The sequence below is a fragment of the Caulobacter endophyticus genome, from assembly GCF_003116815.1.
In the GTDB taxonomy this organism is placed as follows: domain Bacteria; phylum Pseudomonadota; class Alphaproteobacteria; order Caulobacterales; family Caulobacteraceae; genus Caulobacter; species Caulobacter endophyticus.
This window is the reverse complement of sequence record NZ_QDKQ01000028.1, coordinates 82,040-97,021: the sequence shown is the minus strand read 5'-3', so window position 1 is coordinate 97,021 and position 14,982 is coordinate 82,040. Positions and strand designations below refer to the sequence as shown.

Below are 14,982 nucleotides of genomic sequence, written 5' to 3'. Positions count from 1 at the left end.
GTCATGGGCACGATCGAACGCCTGCACACCCGCGCCCAGAAGGCCCGCCGCGACCTCAAGACGCCCGTCGTCTCGTCGGTCGAGGAGGCCCGCGCCCTGGCCCGCAGCATCGCCGAGGGGCTATCGGCCCTGTCGGACGACCAGCGCCTGCTCATGCTGTCGAACCTGCACGAGGTGCAGGCCACGCTGGACGACCGCATGGCCAGCCTGGAGGCCGAGATGGCGGAAGACCGCGTCCGCATCCAGGCCGTGAACCGCGGCCTCAGCGCCCAGGCCGGCTATCGCGGCGGGGTGGCGTCGCTTCGCGACCATCGCCGCCGCAAGGACTGACGCCATGTCGCTGTCGTCGATCATCAGTTCGGCCTCGTCGGCCCTGTCGACCGCCCAGATGCAGATCGCGGTGGCCAACGCCAACGTGGCCAACGCCGACGACCTGACCTACAGCAAGAAGACGGTCAGCACGACGGCGACGACGGCGCTGAACTCGGCCTCGACGACGACGATCCAGAGGGCGGCCGACACCTATCTGGCCAAGACCGCGGTCAAGACGGCGGCGGCCTCGGGCTACGCCTCGACCATCGACACCTACATGCAGTCCTACGACGCCGTGCTCGGCTCGGTGGACAGCGGCGATGACCTTTCCAGCCTGCTCGACGCCTTCTCCAGCGCCCTGACCGGCCTGTCGGCCAGCGCCGACAGCGACACGGCCAAGGCCGCGACGGTCTCGGCCGCCTCGGCCCTGGCGGCCGGGATCAGCAGCCTGTCGGCCTCGATCCAGGACCTGCGCACCCAGGCCAACACCGAGATCGCCACCAGCGTCGACACCATCAACTCGACACTCTCGACCCTGGCCTCGCTGAACGACCAGATCGTCTCGGTCAGCGCCCAGGGCGGCGACGTCACCGCCCTGCAGGACCAGCGCGACGCGGCGCTCACCACCCTGTCGGGCCTGATCGGGGTCAGCAGCTACACCACCTCCGACAACCGGCTGATGGTCTACACCACCGGCGGCGACCAGCTCCTGGGCACGACGGCGGCCAAGCTTTCGTACACCGCCTCCAGCGCGCTTTCCTCGACCAGCGTCTATCCGACCTCGATCGCGGGGATCACGCTGAACGGCAAGGACATCACCACCAGCCTCGACTCCGGCCAGCTGGGCGCGCTGGTCACCCTGCGCGACAGCACCCTGCCGGGCGAGCAGGCCGAGCTGGACGCCCTGGCCTCCACCCTGATCGACCAGGTCAACGCCATCGCCAACGCCGGCTCGGCCGTGCCCGCGCCCAACGTCCTGACCAGCGCCCAGGCCGTCTCGGGCTCGGACGCCTTCTCGGCGACCGGCGCGCTGCGGGTGGCGGTGGTCGATTCCAGCGGCTCGACGGTCTCGACCCAGGACATTGACCTTTCGGCCTATTCCTCCCTTGCCGACCTTGTCAGCGCGCTCGACGCCATCGACGGCCTGTCGGCCAGCATCGGCTCCGACGGCAAGCTGTCGATAACCGCCGACGACAGCGCCAACGGCGTCGCCCTGGGCGATATCGGCGCGTCGGTCGGCGCATCGGCGCAGGGCTTCTCGGACTATTTCGGCTTCAACGACCTGTTCTCGGGCTCGAGCGCCGCCGACGTCGCCGTCTCGTCCAGGCTGACGGGCGACTACAGCCTGCTGGCCACGGCCGCCCTCGACACCAGCGCGACCCTGGCGGCCGGCGACCGGGCCCTGTCGACCTCCGACAGCACCACAGTCGACAAGCTGACCGCCATGCTGTCGGGCGCCCTGAGCTTTTCCGCCGCCGGCGACCAGGGCGCCAAGACGGTCACCCTGTCGTCCTATGCCTCAAGCTTCGTCTCGGGCGCGGCCACCCTCGTGTCCAACGCCTCGTCCAGCGCCGCCAGCGCCCTGTCGACCTACCAGGCGGCGACCACCCGGCTGCAGAACACCACCGCCGTCAATGTCGACGAGGAGCTGGCCATGCTGACCACCTACCAGTCGCAGTACGAGGCCAACGCCCAGCTCGTCTCGATGGTGCAGGAGCTGTTCGACACCCTGATCCAGATGGTGAGCTGACCGTGATCAGCCGCATCGCGACCTTCGGCCATTCCACCACCATGCTGGCCGCCACGCTCAAGGTGCAGGCCAGGCTGGCCGACCAGCAGGCCCAGACGGCGTCGGGCCTGAAATCCACCACCTACGGGGGCCTGGGCAGCAACACCGGCAGCCTGCTGCGGCTGTCCAGCCAGAGCGCCGCCCTGACCGCCGAGAACGCCGCCGCCCAGACGGCCACGGCCTATGTCAACGCGGCCTATTCGGCGCTGGGCGACATCGCCGACCTGGCCACCACCATCAAGACCCAGCTGGCCTCGATGATCTCCAGCACCACGATCGACGCAGCCACCACCGCCCAGTACGCGACCAACTGGCTCAATGACCTGCAGGCGCTGATGAACAGCACCTCGGGCGGGACCTACCTGTTCTCGGGCACGGCGGGCGACACGGCGGCCGCCGACTTCAGCGACGCCGACTGGGACGCCTCGGCCGGCGCCGACAGCGACTACTACCAGGGCTCGACCAGCACCCGCACCTTCACCACCACCGACGGCCAGACGATCGGGCTTTCGGTGTCGGGCGGCTCGGCGGCGTTCGAGAAGCTGGCCCGCGCGCTGTCGATGATCATCGCCTCGCCCGACGACAGCAGCGTGGTCTCGGCCGCCTACGACCTGGCCGGCGAGGCCCTGACCGGCGTCGGCTCGCTGCAGGAGCAGGTCTCGATCCAGGCCTCCACCCTCGACCGCCTGATCGAGCGCAACGAGGCCAAGATCGAGAGCATCGACACCCTGGCCTCCAACCTCAAGGACGCCGACCTCGCCGAAACCGCCGTCCTGGCCACCCAGTACGAGACCCAACTGGAGGCCATGTACTCGATGATCTCCAGCCTCTCCTCGCTGAGCCTGACGAAGTACCTGTGATCAGATGCTCGCCCTGAAGGGGGAGCTGTCGCGGAGCGACTGAGGGGGAAGTAGCTGCTGATGTAGGGGCCGACCCGGCCTCGTCAGGATCTTCCCCCTCCGGCCCTTCGGGCCACCTCCCCCTTCAGGGGGAGGATCTCCACGGACGCGCCTCACACGCGGCGCCCCCATTGCAATCCCGCAAGACCTCGACATACGCCGGCAGGATCGCCCGGCCACAAGGGCGGCTCACGTTTCGGAGTCTCGATGCCCTCGCCCGTTTCCCCAAGCCGTCGCGGCCTGCTGGCCCTGGCCGGCGCCGCGCCCTTCGCCGCCATGGCCGCCTCGGCGCGCCCCGTGGCCGCCGCCGAGAACGTCTGCGCGCTGACGCCCCAGGTCACGCAGGGGCCCTACTGGTTCGATCCCAAGCTCGACCGCGCCGACATCACCGAAGGCAAGAAAGGCGCGCCGGTGACCGTGGCCCTGACCGTCGTCGACGGCGCCTGCCGGCCGCTGAAGGGCGCGCGGGTCGATATCTGGCATTGCGACGCCCAAGGCGTCTATTCCGGCTACGAGGGCCAGGGCGACGACCACCAGACCGCCGCCAAGGGCGCGACCTTCCTGCGCGGCGCCCAGGCCACCGACGCCGCCGGCAAGGTCGCCTTCAGGACCATCTGGCCGGGCTGGTACGAGGGCCGCACCCCGCACATCCACATCAAGGTCCACCTGGACGCGCGCACGGCCCTGACCGCGCAGCTCTTCGTGCCAGACGCCCTGTCGGAGTTCCTCTACGAGAACCTCCCGGCCTACAAGCGGCCCCGAGCGCGCGACATGTTCAACCGCCAGGACGGCATCGCCCTGCAGGGCGGCGAGGCCATGGTCGCCAGCGTCAAGGAGGGCAAGGACGGCTATGTGCTGGCCCTGGTCCTGGGCGTCGATCCCGCCGCCGACTGGAAGGACGACGCGGGGATGGGGCCGGGCGGGCCCATGGGCGGTCCGCCACCCGGAGGCATGGGCCCTCCTCCTGGCGGCATGAACGGCCGCCCGCCCGGCCCGCCTCCGGGCGGCTTCCCCAATGGCGGCCCGCCGCGCCACGAGACGCCGACCGGCGAGGTCCGGCTGAAGGCGATCGTGCCGGGGGTCTGAGATTAAGGAACCTTCTCCCCTTGCGGGAGAAGGAAAGACTTTTCGTCAGCGCCCCCACGCGCCATCCTCCCCGCCAAACGGCCGTTCGGCCACGAGGGGATGGACATGCACAAGACGATCTGGGCCGCGCTCGCGGTCTCCATGGGGCTTGCCGGGGCGGCCTGCGCCCAGCCGGCGCCCACCGGCCCACAGCCGAAGAACGACTATACGAAGGACGCCAGCTGGCTGTGCCGCCCGGGCCGCCAGGACGCCTGCGCCCAGGACCAGACCGCCACCATCGTCGCCGCGGACGGGGCTACCAAGGTCGAAACCTTCAAGGCCGATCCCAAGGCGCCGATCGACTGCTTCTACGTCTATCCCACCGTGTCGACCGACAAGGGCGGCAACAGCGACATGGCCATCGACCCGGCCGAGACCATCGTCGCCGAGCAGCAGTTCGCGCGTTTCGGCCAGGCCTGCCGCACCTTCGCGCCGATGTACCGGCAGGTGACCCTGGCGGCCCTGCGCCAGGTGATGATGGGCAGGGCCTCGCCCGGCGACGAGAACCTGGCCTATGGCGACGTACTGGCCGCCTGGAAGGACTATCTCGCCCGCGACAACGGCGGTCGCGGCGTGGTGCTGATCGGCCACTCGCAGGGCTCGCGCGTGCTGCTGCGCCTGCTGGCCGAGGAGATCGACGGCAAGCCCGTGCAGAAGCAGCTGGTCTCGGCCCTGATCATCGGCATGAACACGCCCATCGATCCGGCCGCCGACGCCTATGGCGGCATCAAGATGTGCCGCCAGCCCGGCCAGACCGGCTGCATCGTCAGCTACGTGTCGTTCCGCGACAGCAGCCCGCCGGAAGGGACGGCCTTCTTCGGCAAAGCCGAGGGCGCCAAGCGCGCCGCCTGCGTCAATCCGGCGGCTCTCGCCGGCGGCGACGCCCCGCTGCACAGCTATTTCAGCGACCGCACGATTGCCGGCGCCCCGCGCAAGACCCCTTGGGTCAAGGGCAAGGACCTGACCACCACCTTCGTCTCGACGCCCGGACTGGTGAGCGCCGAGTGCAAGTCAAACGGCCCCTACGACTATCTGGCCATCAAGGTCCACGGCGACGCGGCCGACCCGCGCGTCGACGACATCCCCGGCGACCTGATGGTGCTGGGCTCGCCGCTGAAGGCCTGGGGCCTGCATCTGGTCGACGTCAATCTGGCGATGGGGGATCTGGTGGCGCTGGTCGAGGCGCAGGGGAAGAACTGGAAATAGCACCTTAGAGAACCTCCCCCTGTGGGGGAGGTGATCGCGTAGCGATCGGTGGGGGGAGTGGTTGCGCTATCGGCCGTCTTCTCGGCGGCTGAAAACGTCCCCCCACCGGCCTTCGGCCGCCTCCCCCACAGGGGGAGGTTCCTTACGGCCCGCCCTATTTCCCTGTCACGCCCTTGAAGATCCCCATGCCCAGGACGAGGGCCACCAGGAAGATCACCAGGAACAGGAAGAACAGGATCTTGGCCACGCCCGCCGCGGCGCCCGCGATGCCGGTGAAGCCGAGCGCGCCGGCGATGATGGCGACGACGGCGAAGATCAGAGCCCATTTCAGCATGGGTAAGCTCCTTGAACTGGGCCCGCATGGTGCAGGCTTCGCAAGATCAACGTCGCCTTGGCGCGCGTCGTTCCTTGTCTTCGGGGACGCGCGCCGCTAACTCCAAAGCCATGGCCGCCAAGCCCGAGAACCCCACCGAACCCTTCAAGCGCGCCCTGGCGCACGCCGCCCGCTCGCTCGCCGAGACGCCGGACCTCGAGATCGTGTTCTCCGGCGAGTCTCCGGGCCTGGTGGGCAACCGCGCCGTGCTGCCGCATCCGCCGCGCGATCTCTCCGGCCCCGACGCCGCCCGCCTGCGCGGCATGGCCGACCAGATCGCCCTGCGTCTGGCCCACCACGACCCGTCGACCCACGCCCGCTCGCGTCCGGCCGCGCCCGACGCCCAGGCGATCTACGAGTCGCTGGAGCAGGCCCGCATCGAGGCCATCGGCGCCAATGCGCTTGGCGGCGTGCGCGCCAACCTGACGACGGTGCTGGAGACCCGCCTCGAAAAGCAGGGCCTGACCCGCGCCGTCGCCTTCGACCGCAACAACGCCCCCATGGCCGAGATCCTGGGCCTGATGGTGCGCGAGCGCCTGACCGGCGACGCGCCGCCCGATGGCGCCAAGGCCCTGGTCGAGATCCTGCGCGCCGATATCGAGAGCAAGGCCGGCAAGGACCTCGACCGCCTCGCCGCCGCCGTCGACGACCAGGCCGCCTTCGCCAAGGTCACCCGCCAGATCCTGCGCGACCTCGACCTCGGCGACGACGTCAACGACGCCACCGAAAGCTCGGATGAAGACGAGGGCGACGACGACAACCCCACCGACACCGCCGATGACGACGATCAGGGCGACGGCGAAGGCGAACAGACCGACGGCTCCTCGCCGCAGGAAAGCGAGGCCTCCGACCGCGAAAGCCAGGCCGGCGACGAGGAGATCGTCCAGTCCGACGAGCAGGGCGAGGCCCAGGAAAGCGACGAGACGCCCGACATGGGCGACGGCGCCAAGCCGGCCCGCCCCGATCCGTCGGCCGACAAGGGCGGCGAGCCGGCCTACAAGGTGTTCACCACGGCCTATGACGAGGTGGTCTCGGCCGAGGAGCTTTGCGATCCGGACGAACTGACGCGCCTGCGGGCCTATCTCGACCAGCAGCTGTCGGCCCTTTCCAGCGTCGTCTCGCGCCTGGCCAACAAGCTGCAGCGCCGCCTGCTGGCCCAGCAGAACCGCGCCTGGACCTTCGACCTGGAGGAAGGGATGCTCGATGTGGCCCGCCTGACGCGGGTGATCATCGACCCCACCGCTCCCCTGTCGTTCAAGCAGGAGGAAGACCAGGAGTTCCGCGACACGGTCGTGACCCTGCTGATCGACAATTCCGGCTCGATGCGCGGCCGCCCGATCATGGTCGCCGCCGTCTGCGCCGACATCCTGGCGCGCACCCTGGAGCGCTGCGGCGTCAAGACCGAGGTGCTGGGCTTCACCACCCGCGCCTGGAAGGGCGGGACCAGCCGCGACGAGTGGATCAAGGCCGGCAAGCCGCCCTCGCCCGGCCGCCTGAACGACCTGCGCCACATCGTCTACAAGGCCGCGGATGCGCCCTGGCGCCGGGCGCGCAAGAACCTGGGCCTGATGATGCGCGAGGGTCTCCTGAAGGAGAACATCGACGGCGAGGCCCTGATGTGGGCTCACCAGCGGGTGGTCAACCGGCCCGAAGCCCGCCGCATTCTGATGGTGATTTCCGACGGCGCGCCGGTGGACGACTCCACCCTCAGCGTCAATTCGGGTCACTATCTGGAGCGGCACTTGCGGCAGGTCATCGCCGAGATCGAGGGCAAGAGCCCGGTCGAGCTGATCGCCATCGGCATCGGCCACGACGTCACCCGCTACTACCGCCGCGCCGTCACCATCGTCGACGTCGAGCAGCTGGGCGGGGTGCTGGTCGAGCAGCTGGCCGCCCTGTTCGACGAGGAGCCGCGCGCCGCCGTCCGCGCCCGCGGCCTCTTGCCGCCGCCGCCCACTGTCGTGCCCCAGGCTCCCAAGGCCGCCCGCAAGGTTTCGGCGTGATCGGACTGCGCAGCCTGCTCGTCCTTGGCCTGGCCGGCGGCATGCTGGCCCAGTGCGGACCGAAGCCCGCTCCGCCGCCGCCCGTCGTGCTGCCCGCCGCCCCGGTCAAGGTCGGGCCGGAAATCAGCCTGACGACGACGCCCGTGCCGCTGAACGCCTCCGACGCCAGCCAGACGGCCGTCGGCCGTTTCGTCTATGCCGGCGGCGTCCATATCACCAGCGCCGACACCAGCCGCCTGCACGGCCTGTCGGACCTGATCCTGACCGACAACAACGGCCTGGAAGCCGTCACCGATGACGGCGACCGCTTCTCGGCCAGGCTGGTGCTGGACGCCAACGGCCGCCTCGTGGGCCTGACCGACGGCAAGCTGTCGCCCCTGCTGGGCGTCGACGGCGAAGGCCTGCGCGGCAAGGCGCAGGGCGACGCCGAGGGCCTGGCCCGCCTGCCCAATGGCGAGCGCCTGGTCAGCTTCGAGCGCGATCACCGCATCTGGCGCTACGCCGTCGGCGCCGACGGCCAGTGGAGCCGCCCGGCCCCCGCGCCCAAGCCCGCCACCGTCTTCCCCGACAACGAGGGGATGGAGGCGATCACCGCCTATCCGGCCGCCGGTCGCGACGCCTACCTGGTGGGCGGCGAGGAAGGCGAGGCATGGCTGTGCCGCCTGTCGACCAGCTGCCAGTCGATCGCCCCGCAGACGCCCAACGACTTCACCTGGGGCCTGTCGGGTTTCGCCGCCTTCGAGGGCAAGGCCGTGGCCATCCTGCACCGCGCCTATGATCCCGTGCGCGGCTGGCGCGCCCAGGTGCGCTTCCTGGCCGACCCGATGCTGCCGGCGGCCAAGCAGTACCCGCTGGCCACCCTGATGCTGGACGGCCAGGTCACCCGCGACAACTTCGAGGGCGTCGCCCTGGCCGCCGGTCCCAACGGCGCCACGCGCATCTACCTGCTGTCGGACGACAACGGCGGGGCGATGAACCAGCGCACCCTGCTGCTGGCCTTCGACTGGACCCCGCCGCCGCCGCAGCCCGCGCCCCCGCCCGCTCCCCCGAAGAAGAAGCGTCGCTGAGCGGTCGCGCCCCCGCAAGTTCTTGCCAAGGTTGCGCAGCGCAGTAGAGTGCCTCCATGCGTCGGGACCTGTCCAAATATCCGCTTCTGGCGCTGCCGATCCTGGGCGGACAGTTCCTGTTCGACGTCTTCGACGACGGCTTCATGGACGCCGTACGCCACTTTCCGACCCGCCTGCTGATTATGGGCGTCCTGGTGGCCAGCATCTGTCTGGCGACCTGGGCCTGGCGCCGCCGGAAGCGCACCTTCCGCTAGCGCTCTCGCCAGGCCCGACCGAGTCGCCCCCTCCCTCGCCGGAATCACGGCGAAAAGCCGCCAGTCCCTGTGGCGCACCGGCAACAGCGACGGATCGTCCCCTTCGCCCGAAGGCTGGGAATCCCCTGTTGGGCGGCCCTGCTAAGCACCGCCGCCATCGGGGCCAGGACCTTCCCGCCGATCGCCGAAAGCCGGGTCCAGCGTCGCGCGCGGGAACCACGGATGGGGATAATTTCACCTGAAACTAACCAGTTTTGAGGCGCTTATTTGCTGCACAAACTGCCTTTTGCGCACGCACCGTTCGCCGGCGTCGTAAAAAATTGACACCGGGAGCCAAAAAGGCGCTTGATATGACAACGCTGTCAGCACTATCTAGTTCGTGACGGCGACGAACTGGCGAGATCCGGTCGGCCGTCAGAGGAACGCATCGGGAGGAGGTTGATCCCAACCCCCTTTCCGGAATGACTGAAATGCAACGTGTGTTTGTTCTGGCCGCTTCGGCCATCGCTCTCCTGAGCGCCCCCGCCGCCTTCGCCGGCGAAGTCACCGTCAAGGTCGCCGGCCGCACCACCGCCGCCGTGCACGCCGACATCGTCAAGGCCGCCACTTCGGTGTGCCAGGAAGACAACGGCTCGACCACCTACGGCGCCGACGTGCTGCCCTACTGCATCCGCGACGTGGCCCGCGCCGCCGTCGAAAAGGTCGGCAGCCCGACCCTGACCGCCTACGACAAGACCCAATGGCGCCCGAACGGTCTGATCAAGACCGCCTCGGCCCGCTAAGCGCACCTACGCCTTAGCCCATCGGGACCAGAGCCCGCGGAGCCCCCGCTCCGCGGGCTTTTGCTTGCCTGAAGAGCGCTTCATGACACCGGTAACAAGCGCGTGAAATCAATGACTTCACCCAAAAGTTGCGGCAACATGACTGTTGATAACTGATCAGCGATGAGCTATGGCTGTTCTCCGGCGACAGAGCGGGCTAGATCCTGGACCAGTCGCCGGAGGAACGCGTCGGGAAGCGGTCGATCTGAACCGCGCGCTGCAAGCGCCGCCCGACCTGGAATCCATCCCGATGATCCGCTCCGCCGCTCTCGCTCTCTCCGCCCTGGCCCTGCTGGCCGCCGCTCCGGCCGGCGCCGCCGAAGTCCGCGTCAAGGTCGCCGGCCGCGCCGCCGCCGACGTCCGCGCCGACATCGTCAAGGCCGCCTCGACCGTCTGCTGGCAGGACGTCCGCGGCGAGTCGCTGGCCATGTACCTGTACCCGGCCTGCGTCCGCTCGTCGGTCAACGACGCCGTGGCCAAGCTCGGCGACGCCGACCTGATCGCCTACAACGCCGCCAACCCGGCCAAGCCGCTGGAAATGGCCGCCCGCTAAGGCGCGACCAGCCCTTCCAAGGCTTCAAGAGCCGCCGTCGCCTCGCGACGGCGGCTTTTTGCTGGGCGGGCGCCTCTCTTTGAGAGAGAGCCACGAACCCGGAAACGCGAAAAAGCCCGCCAGGCGAACCTGGCGGGCTTTTCGTATCGGCCCCGGAGGACCGAAAGGCTTAGGCGGCGGCTTGCGCGGCGGCCTTGGCCTTGGCCTTGACCTGGGCCTTGATCTTCAGGGCGCGCGGCGACAGCTGCTCGTCCTTGGCGCCCAGCAGGAACACGTCCAGGCCGCCCTTGAAGTCCAGGGTGCGCAGGGCAGCATTGCTGATGCGCAGCTTGAAGGTCTGACCCAGCGAGTCCGACTGCAGCGAGGCAGGCGACAGAGCCGGCAGGAAGCGGCGCTTGGTCTTGATGTTCGAGTGGCTCACGTTGTGGCCGATCATCGGACCGACGCCCGTGAGTTCGCAACGGCGCGACATGACGAGTACCTTGGGCTAGGCGAAGCCGAAGGCCCCGCGAACATAATGTCAGGCGCGCTTCCGGACAGGTCCGCCGCGCGAGAGGGGGCGATATAGGCGATGGAGCCTGCCAGAGTCAAGGCGGCTTGGGCTTGAACGCCCGCCATCACCTCGCCTTCAATCGCGGTTCATCTGCGGCTTCTTATATAAGCGGCCATGAAGGAGTTCGACCGCATGCGTCTCATCGCCCTCGCCGCCCCCGCCCTCGCCGCTTCCGCAGCCGCCCTGGGCTTGGGATTCGCCGCGACCGCGCCCGCGAAGGCCGCCGCTCCGAAGGCGACGATTCTGCCCGGCCACTGGGAGTACAGCTACAAGATCGGCATCATCCCGGCCGGCAGCGAGGACAAGTGCATCAAGCCGGCCGACGCCGCGCAGTTCTCCAAGGGCATCTGCACGCGCCGCTACAAGTGCGACTACACCACCAACCAGGTCGACGACGGCAAGATCCAGCTGAAGGGCACCTGGACCGACAAGAAGGGCCGCGTCGCCCCCGTCAGCGCCAAGGGCAACTACACGCCCGAGAGCTTCAAGCTCGACGTCAAGATGAAGACCATCAACGGCCTGCCCATCGCCGGCGTCATGAACGCCAAGCGCCTGGCCGCCACCTGCCCCGCCGACGTCGACTGAACCATGTCGCCGACGCGTTCGCGGAACGCCGTTGTGGTTAACCGGCGTTAAGCTACAATAGCTTGTAGGGAACAAATCCCGAATCGGACCGTGTCAGCGATTCGGTCCTGATTCGTTTCGCGCGCGTTCTGGCGCTTCAAGCCTTGCCGTTAACTTGGCTGTGGACGCCCGCCGGTTACCCCCAGCAACCCGCCGCCCAGCCGCAACCAGGCGACGCGCCTGCGGCGCCCTCCACCTATGAGATTGACAGAGACCACCGCCCCGGCCGAGCTTCGCGCCTCACGTAACGCGTCAGGGCGGGGACGACCATGTACGAGCAGGACGACGACAACACCCTCTACACCGTGGTGGTGAACCACGAGGAGCAGTACTCGATCTGGCCAGCGAGCCGCGATCTGCCGGTCGGCTGGGCCAGCGCGGGCTTCAGCGGCACGAAAAGCCAGTGCCTGGAATTCATCCAGGAAGTCTGGACCGACATGCGGCCCAAGAGCCTGCGCGAGGCCCAGGGCGGCTAGGCCCTACTCGGCCGCAGCCTTCACCACGACGGCTTCCAGCGCCTGGGCCACGGTCGGGCCGGGGTCGTCGTGGATCACTCTCGACAGATCCCGGCCGTCGACCACCTGGCCGCAGGCCTCGCAGGCCAGCTTGGGGTGGAAGTCGCAGCCGCAGGTCTTGTGCACGAAGTGCACCGGGCCATTGCCTACGCCATAGACGTGGCGATCGCCCCACTCGGCCATGGTCAGCAGCACGTTCGACAGGTCCCGCCCCTTGGCGGTCAGCACGTATTCGTGGCGCGGCGGACGCTCCGAATAGCGGCGCGTCTCCATCACCCCGTAGCCGACCAGGCTCTTCAGCCGCGCGGCCAGCACGTTGCGGGCCACGCCCAGCCGCTCCTGCCACTGCTCGAAGCGCCGCACGCCCTGGAAGGCGTCGCGCAGAATCAGCAGGGTCCAGGGATCGCCGACGACCTCGAGGGTGGCGGCGATGGCGCAGCGTTGCTGGCTGTAGTCGGCGGTGCGGCCCATGGATGCGAAGGTGCGGCGTTCCGCGAGGGAATGCAAGGGCCGTTGCTTTTGAGTACGAACTTGGGTAAGTTTCTTATCGCAATTGACTCTCTCGGTTCATTGCTCGACTGACCGGCCGACGACGGGAGCCGCCCTTCCGCCGCCGGCCGCTTCTTGCGCCGGGCTATCGCGCTCACTCCCGCGCAAGACGCTTGCGCAAGCGGGCCGACAGAGGGCCTATTCCACCGCAAAACAAACGTATCGGGAGTTCGTCCATGTCCAATCGCGCCGATCCTGTGGTGATCGCCAGCTTCGCCCGCACGCCGATGGGCGGCTTCCAGGGCGCTCTGGGCGGGGTGAAGGCCACCGAGCTGGGCGCGACCGCCGTCAAGGCGGCGCTTGAGCGCGCGGGACTGGCTGGCGACAAGGTCGACCAGATCATCATGGGCTGCGTGCTGCCGGCGGGCCTGGGCCAGGCCCCCGCCCGCCAGGCCGCCCTGGGCGCGGGGCTGCCCAAGTCGGTCGAGGCCACCACCGTCAACAAGATGTGCGGCAGCGGCATGCAGGCCGCGATCATGGCCCATGACGCCCTCTTGGCCGGCAGCGCCGACATCATCGTCGCCGGCGGCATGGAGAGCATGACCGGCGCGCCGTACCTGATGGCCAAGCACCGCGGCGGCGCCCGCATCGGCCACGACCAGATCTGGGATTCGATGTATCTCGACGGCCTGGAGGACGCCTACAGCCCCGGCAAGCTGATGGGCGCCTTCGCCGAGGACACCGCGGCCGACTACCAGTTCGGCCGCGAGGCCATGGACGACTACGCAGCCAAGGGCCTTCTCAAGGCCAAGGCGGCCGTCGAGGGCGGCGCCTTCGCCGCCGAGATCGCGCCCGTGACCGTCACCACCCGCAAGGGCGTCGAGACGATCGACAAGGACGAACAGCCGCTGAAGGCCGATCCGGCCAAGATCCCCACCCTGCGCCCGGCCTTCGCCCGCGACGGCGCGATCACCGCGGCCAATTCCAGCTCGATCAGCGACGGCGCCGCGGCCCTGGTCATGACCCGCAGGAGCGTCGCCGAAAGCCTGGGCCTGCCGATCGTCGCCACGGTCGTCAGCCACGCCGCCCACGCCCATGAACCCGGCCTCTTCACCACCGCCCCCGTGCCGGCGATGAGGAAGGCGCTGGACCGCGCCGGCTGGAGCGTCGCCGACGTCGACCTGTTCGAGGTCAACGAGGCCTTCGCCGTGGTGGCCATGATCGCCCAGAAGGAACTGGGCATCCCGGACGACAAGCTGAACGTCAACGGCGGCGCCTGCGCCCTGGGCCATCCGATCGGCGCGTCCGGCGCCCGCATTCTGTGCACCCTGATCTCGGCCCTTCAGGCTCGCAAAGCCAGGCGCGGCCTGGCCAGCCTGTGCATCGGCGGCGGCGAGGCCACGGCCATGGCGATCGAACTCGCCTAATTCTTGCCCAACGTGAGGCATTTCGGCCCGCCGCGCGGCAAGACCTTGCGCGGCGCGCCGGCAAGCGTTACCTGTTTGCTGGCAAGCCTAATTGGACCCCTTCCGACTTCATGCCCTCGCACCTGATCACCATCGCGCTCTTTACGACTGGCCTCTCGGCCGGCGTCGCGATGTGGTGCGCCATGATGTCGAAGATGAACCAGATTAAAACCGTGCCTGTCAGGACGGGGCAAAGACGGCGCGCAGACTAGGGACCACCCTGGAAAACCAAGCCGAGGATCACGAGATCCGAAAAAGCCCCGCCTCCGAAAGGAGCGGGGCTTTTTCGTTGCGCGGTCCGTCGGTCCTCAAACTCAAAAAGGATCTTCGAACATGAGCTACCTGCCTTCCCCACCCGCCTTCCACAGCGACGATGACGGCATCACCGTCCACCAGCTGTTCCTCTCCGCCCAGGACGCGCCCAGCGCGCTGGACGCCGTCCGCCAGAGCCTGGCCGACTGCGGCGGCGAGCTGTGCAACCTGTCGCTCAAGCCTGTCGGCCAGCTGGTCGAGGCTTCCCTGCGGGTCCGTCGCCTCGGCGACCAGGCCGCCCGCCTGCTCGCCCGCGACCTGGCCGCCTGGCCCGGCGTCAACTCGGCCAGCGTCGAACATCAGTGGGTGCGGCCGTGAGCCTTGGCGACGTAGGCGACCTCAAATCGGAAGACGAGAAACGTCGTCTGTTCTTCGTGACCGCCGAGGACACGCCCGACGCCCTGATGCGGGTGCTGGGCGTGGCCAGCGTGCAGCAGGTGCGCCTGCGCGCCCTGACCGCCCGACCCGAGGGCGCGGCCATCTCCATTCGCCTGGAGATCGACGACCAGGGCGACGATCGGGCCCAGATCCTGGCCGCGCGCCTGTCGTCGGTTCCGGTGGTGCGGGGCGTGGGCCACGGCTGGCGCTGATCGTCTCCATCCTTTCGCCGGCTCGATCCGT

The 14,982-nt window shown here is 69.0% G+C and carries 18 protein-coding genes; 15 read left to right on the top strand and 3 right to left on the bottom strand.

Annotation, left to right across the window (positions count from 1 at the left end):
• Positions 1–3 precede the first annotated feature (3 nt).
• The 5 genes from DDF67_RS06540 to DDF67_RS06520 all read left to right on the top strand — a co-directional run bounded on the left by DDF67_RS06540 (position 4) and on the right by DDF67_RS06520 (position 5,331).
• Entirely contained in the window at positions 4–330 is a 327-nt protein-coding gene (locus DDF67_RS06540; protein ID WP_109100098.1) for a hypothetical protein, read from the top strand.
• A gap of 4 nt (positions 331–334) precedes the next feature.
• On the top strand, positions 335–2,062 hold the full coding sequence (flgK, locus tag DDF67_RS06535) for a flagellar hook-associated protein FlgK (protein ID WP_109100097.1): 1,728 nt from the start codon (positions 335–337) through the stop codon (positions 2,060–2,062).
• Between the two features lie 2 nt (positions 2,063–2,064).
• On the top strand, positions 2,065–2,961 hold the full coding sequence (locus DDF67_RS06530; protein ID WP_109100096.1) for a flagellin: 897 nt from the start codon (positions 2,065–2,067) through the stop codon (positions 2,959–2,961).
• A 246-nt stretch (positions 2,962–3,207) separates the two neighbouring features.
• Positions 3,208–4,086, top strand: coding sequence for an intradiol ring-cleavage dioxygenase (locus tag DDF67_RS06525; protein ID WP_109100095.1), 879 nt, complete (start codon positions 3,208–3,210; stop codon positions 4,084–4,086).
• Positions 4,087–4,191: 105 nt separating this feature from the next.
• Positions 4,192–5,331 carry a DUF3089 domain-containing protein gene (locus DDF67_RS06520; RefSeq protein WP_109100137.1) on the top strand — a complete coding sequence of 380 codons (1,140 nt, stop codon included), beginning with the start codon at positions 4,192–4,194 and terminating at the stop codon, positions 5,329–5,331.
• 154 nt (positions 5,332–5,485) lie between these two features.
• On the opposite strand, the gene DDF67_RS06515 is transcribed toward DDF67_RS06520, so the two are convergent.
• Positions 5,486–5,665: a DUF1328 family protein gene (locus DDF67_RS06515; RefSeq protein WP_058346966.1), complete on the bottom strand. Its 180-nt coding sequence runs from the start codon at positions 5,663–5,665 to the stop codon at positions 5,486–5,488.
• 110 nt (positions 5,666–5,775) lie between these two features.
• Between DDF67_RS06515 and cobT the strand changes: the two genes are divergently transcribed.
• The 5 genes from cobT (at position 5,776) to DDF67_RS06490 (ending at position 10,402) form a co-directional block, all read left to right on the top strand.
• Positions 5,776–7,707, top strand: coding sequence for a cobaltochelatase subunit CobT (gene cobT / locus DDF67_RS06510; protein WP_109100094.1), 1,932 nt, complete (start codon positions 5,776–5,778; stop codon positions 7,705–7,707).
• Complete coding sequence (locus DDF67_RS06505) at positions 7,704–8,774, top strand: esterase-like activity of phytase family protein (RefSeq protein ID WP_109100093.1); 1,071 nt, start codon at positions 7,704–7,706, stop codon at positions 8,772–8,774. The genes cobT and DDF67_RS06505 overlap by 4 nt, the downstream gene beginning before the upstream one ends.
• Positions 8,775–8,830: 56 nt before the next feature.
• Complete coding sequence (locus DDF67_RS06500; protein ID WP_109100092.1) at positions 8,831–9,028, top strand: hypothetical protein; 198 nt, start codon at positions 8,831–8,833, stop codon at positions 9,026–9,028.
• A 470-nt stretch (positions 9,029–9,498) separates the two neighbouring features.
• Positions 9,499–9,810 (top strand): hypothetical protein, encoded by a 312-nt coding sequence (locus DDF67_RS06495; protein WP_058346490.1) that lies wholly within the window; start codon positions 9,499–9,501, stop codon positions 9,808–9,810.
• 289 nt (positions 9,811–10,099) lie between these two features.
• The gene (locus DDF67_RS06490; protein ID WP_058346489.1) at positions 10,100–10,402 is read left to right on the top strand and encodes a hypothetical protein; all 303 of its coding nucleotides are present in this window, start codon (positions 10,100–10,102) and stop codon (positions 10,400–10,402) included.
• 169 nt (positions 10,403–10,571) lie between these two features.
• Here the strand turns inward: DDF67_RS06490 and rpmB are convergent, their stop codons facing one another.
• On the bottom strand, positions 10,572–10,874 hold the full coding sequence (gene rpmB, locus DDF67_RS06485; RefSeq protein ID WP_109100091.1) for a 50S ribosomal protein L28: 303 nt from the start codon (positions 10,872–10,874) through the stop codon (positions 10,572–10,574).
• Positions 10,875–11,087: 213 nt separating this feature from the next.
• Between rpmB and DDF67_RS06480 the strand changes: the two genes are divergently transcribed.
• Both DDF67_RS06480 and DDF67_RS06475 read left to right on the top strand, forming a co-directional pair.
• Positions 11,088–11,540, top strand: a complete 453-nt coding sequence (locus DDF67_RS06480) for a DUF3617 domain-containing protein (protein WP_109100136.1) — start codon at positions 11,088–11,090, stop codon at positions 11,538–11,540.
• Positions 11,541–11,848: 308 nt separating this feature from the next.
• Positions 11,849–12,055: an MbtH family protein gene (locus DDF67_RS06475; protein WP_109100090.1), complete on the top strand. Its 207-nt coding sequence runs from the start codon at positions 11,849–11,851 to the stop codon at positions 12,053–12,055.
• Between the two features lie 3 nt (positions 12,056–12,058).
• Here DDF67_RS06475 and DDF67_RS06470 read toward each other — a convergent pair whose 3' ends face one another.
• On the bottom strand, positions 12,059–12,565 hold the full coding sequence (locus DDF67_RS06470; RefSeq protein WP_058346486.1) for a winged helix-turn-helix transcriptional regulator: 507 nt from the start codon (positions 12,563–12,565) through the stop codon (positions 12,059–12,061).
• Positions 12,566–12,819: 254 nt separating this feature from the next.
• On the opposite strand from DDF67_RS06470, the gene DDF67_RS06465 reads away from it, so the two are divergent.
• The 3 genes from DDF67_RS06465 to DDF67_RS06455 all read left to right on the top strand — a co-directional run bounded on the left by DDF67_RS06465 (position 12,820) and on the right by DDF67_RS06455 (position 14,951).
• Positions 12,820–14,010, top strand: coding sequence for an acetyl-CoA C-acyltransferase (locus tag DDF67_RS06465; protein ID WP_109100089.1), 1,191 nt, complete (start codon positions 12,820–12,822; stop codon positions 14,008–14,010).
• Between the two features lie 372 nt (positions 14,011–14,382).
• Entirely contained in the window at positions 14,383–14,679 is a 297-nt protein-coding gene (locus DDF67_RS06460; protein ID WP_109100088.1) for a hypothetical protein, read from the top strand.
• Positions 14,664–14,951, top strand: coding sequence for a hypothetical protein (locus DDF67_RS06455; protein ID WP_408608593.1), 288 nt, complete (start codon positions 14,664–14,666; stop codon positions 14,949–14,951). The genes DDF67_RS06460 and DDF67_RS06455 overlap by 16 nt, the downstream gene beginning before the upstream one ends.
• Positions 14,952–14,982 lie beyond the last annotated feature (31 nt).

Coding starts and splice junctions, on each gene's coding strand:
- DDF67_RS06540 (WP_109100098.1), top strand. CDS start 4: ATGGGCACGATCGAACGCCTGCACACCCGCGCCCAGAAGGCCCGCCGC.
- flgK (WP_109100097.1), top strand. CDS start 335: ATGTCGCTGTCGTCGATCATCAGTTCGGCCTCGTCGGCCCTGTCGACC.
- DDF67_RS06525 (WP_109100095.1), top strand. CDS start 3,208: ATGCCCTCGCCCGTTTCCCCAAGCCGTCGCGGCCTGCTGGCCCTGGCC.
- DDF67_RS06520 (WP_109100137.1), top strand. CDS start 4,192: ATGCACAAGACGATCTGGGCCGCGCTCGCGGTCTCCATGGGGCTTGCC.
- DDF67_RS06515 (WP_058346966.1), bottom strand. CDS start 5,665: ATGCTGAAATGGGCTCTGATCTTCGCCGTCGTCGCCATCATCGCCGGC.
- cobT (WP_109100094.1), top strand. CDS start 5,776: ATGGCCGCCAAGCCCGAGAACCCCACCGAACCCTTCAAGCGCGCCCTG.
- DDF67_RS06500 (WP_109100092.1), top strand. CDS start 8,831: ATGCGTCGGGACCTGTCCAAATATCCGCTTCTGGCGCTGCCGATCCTG.
- DDF67_RS06495 (WP_058346490.1), top strand. CDS start 9,499: ATGCAACGTGTGTTTGTTCTGGCCGCTTCGGCCATCGCTCTCCTGAGC.
- DDF67_RS06490 (WP_058346489.1), top strand. CDS start 10,100: ATGATCCGCTCCGCCGCTCTCGCTCTCTCCGCCCTGGCCCTGCTGGCC.
- rpmB (WP_109100091.1), bottom strand. CDS start 10,874: ATGTCGCGCCGTTGCGAACTCACGGGCGTCGGTCCGATGATCGGCCAC.
- DDF67_RS06480 (WP_109100136.1), top strand. CDS start 11,088: ATGCGTCTCATCGCCCTCGCCGCCCCCGCCCTCGCCGCTTCCGCAGCC.
- DDF67_RS06475 (WP_109100090.1), top strand. CDS start 11,849: ATGTACGAGCAGGACGACGACAACACCCTCTACACCGTGGTGGTGAAC.
- DDF67_RS06470 (WP_058346486.1), bottom strand. CDS start 12,565: ATGGGCCGCACCGCCGACTACAGCCAGCAACGCTGCGCCATCGCCGCC.
- DDF67_RS06465 (WP_109100089.1), top strand. CDS start 12,820: ATGTCCAATCGCGCCGATCCTGTGGTGATCGCCAGCTTCGCCCGCACG.
- DDF67_RS06460 (WP_109100088.1), top strand. CDS start 14,383: ATGAGCTACCTGCCTTCCCCACCCGCCTTCCACAGCGACGATGACGGC.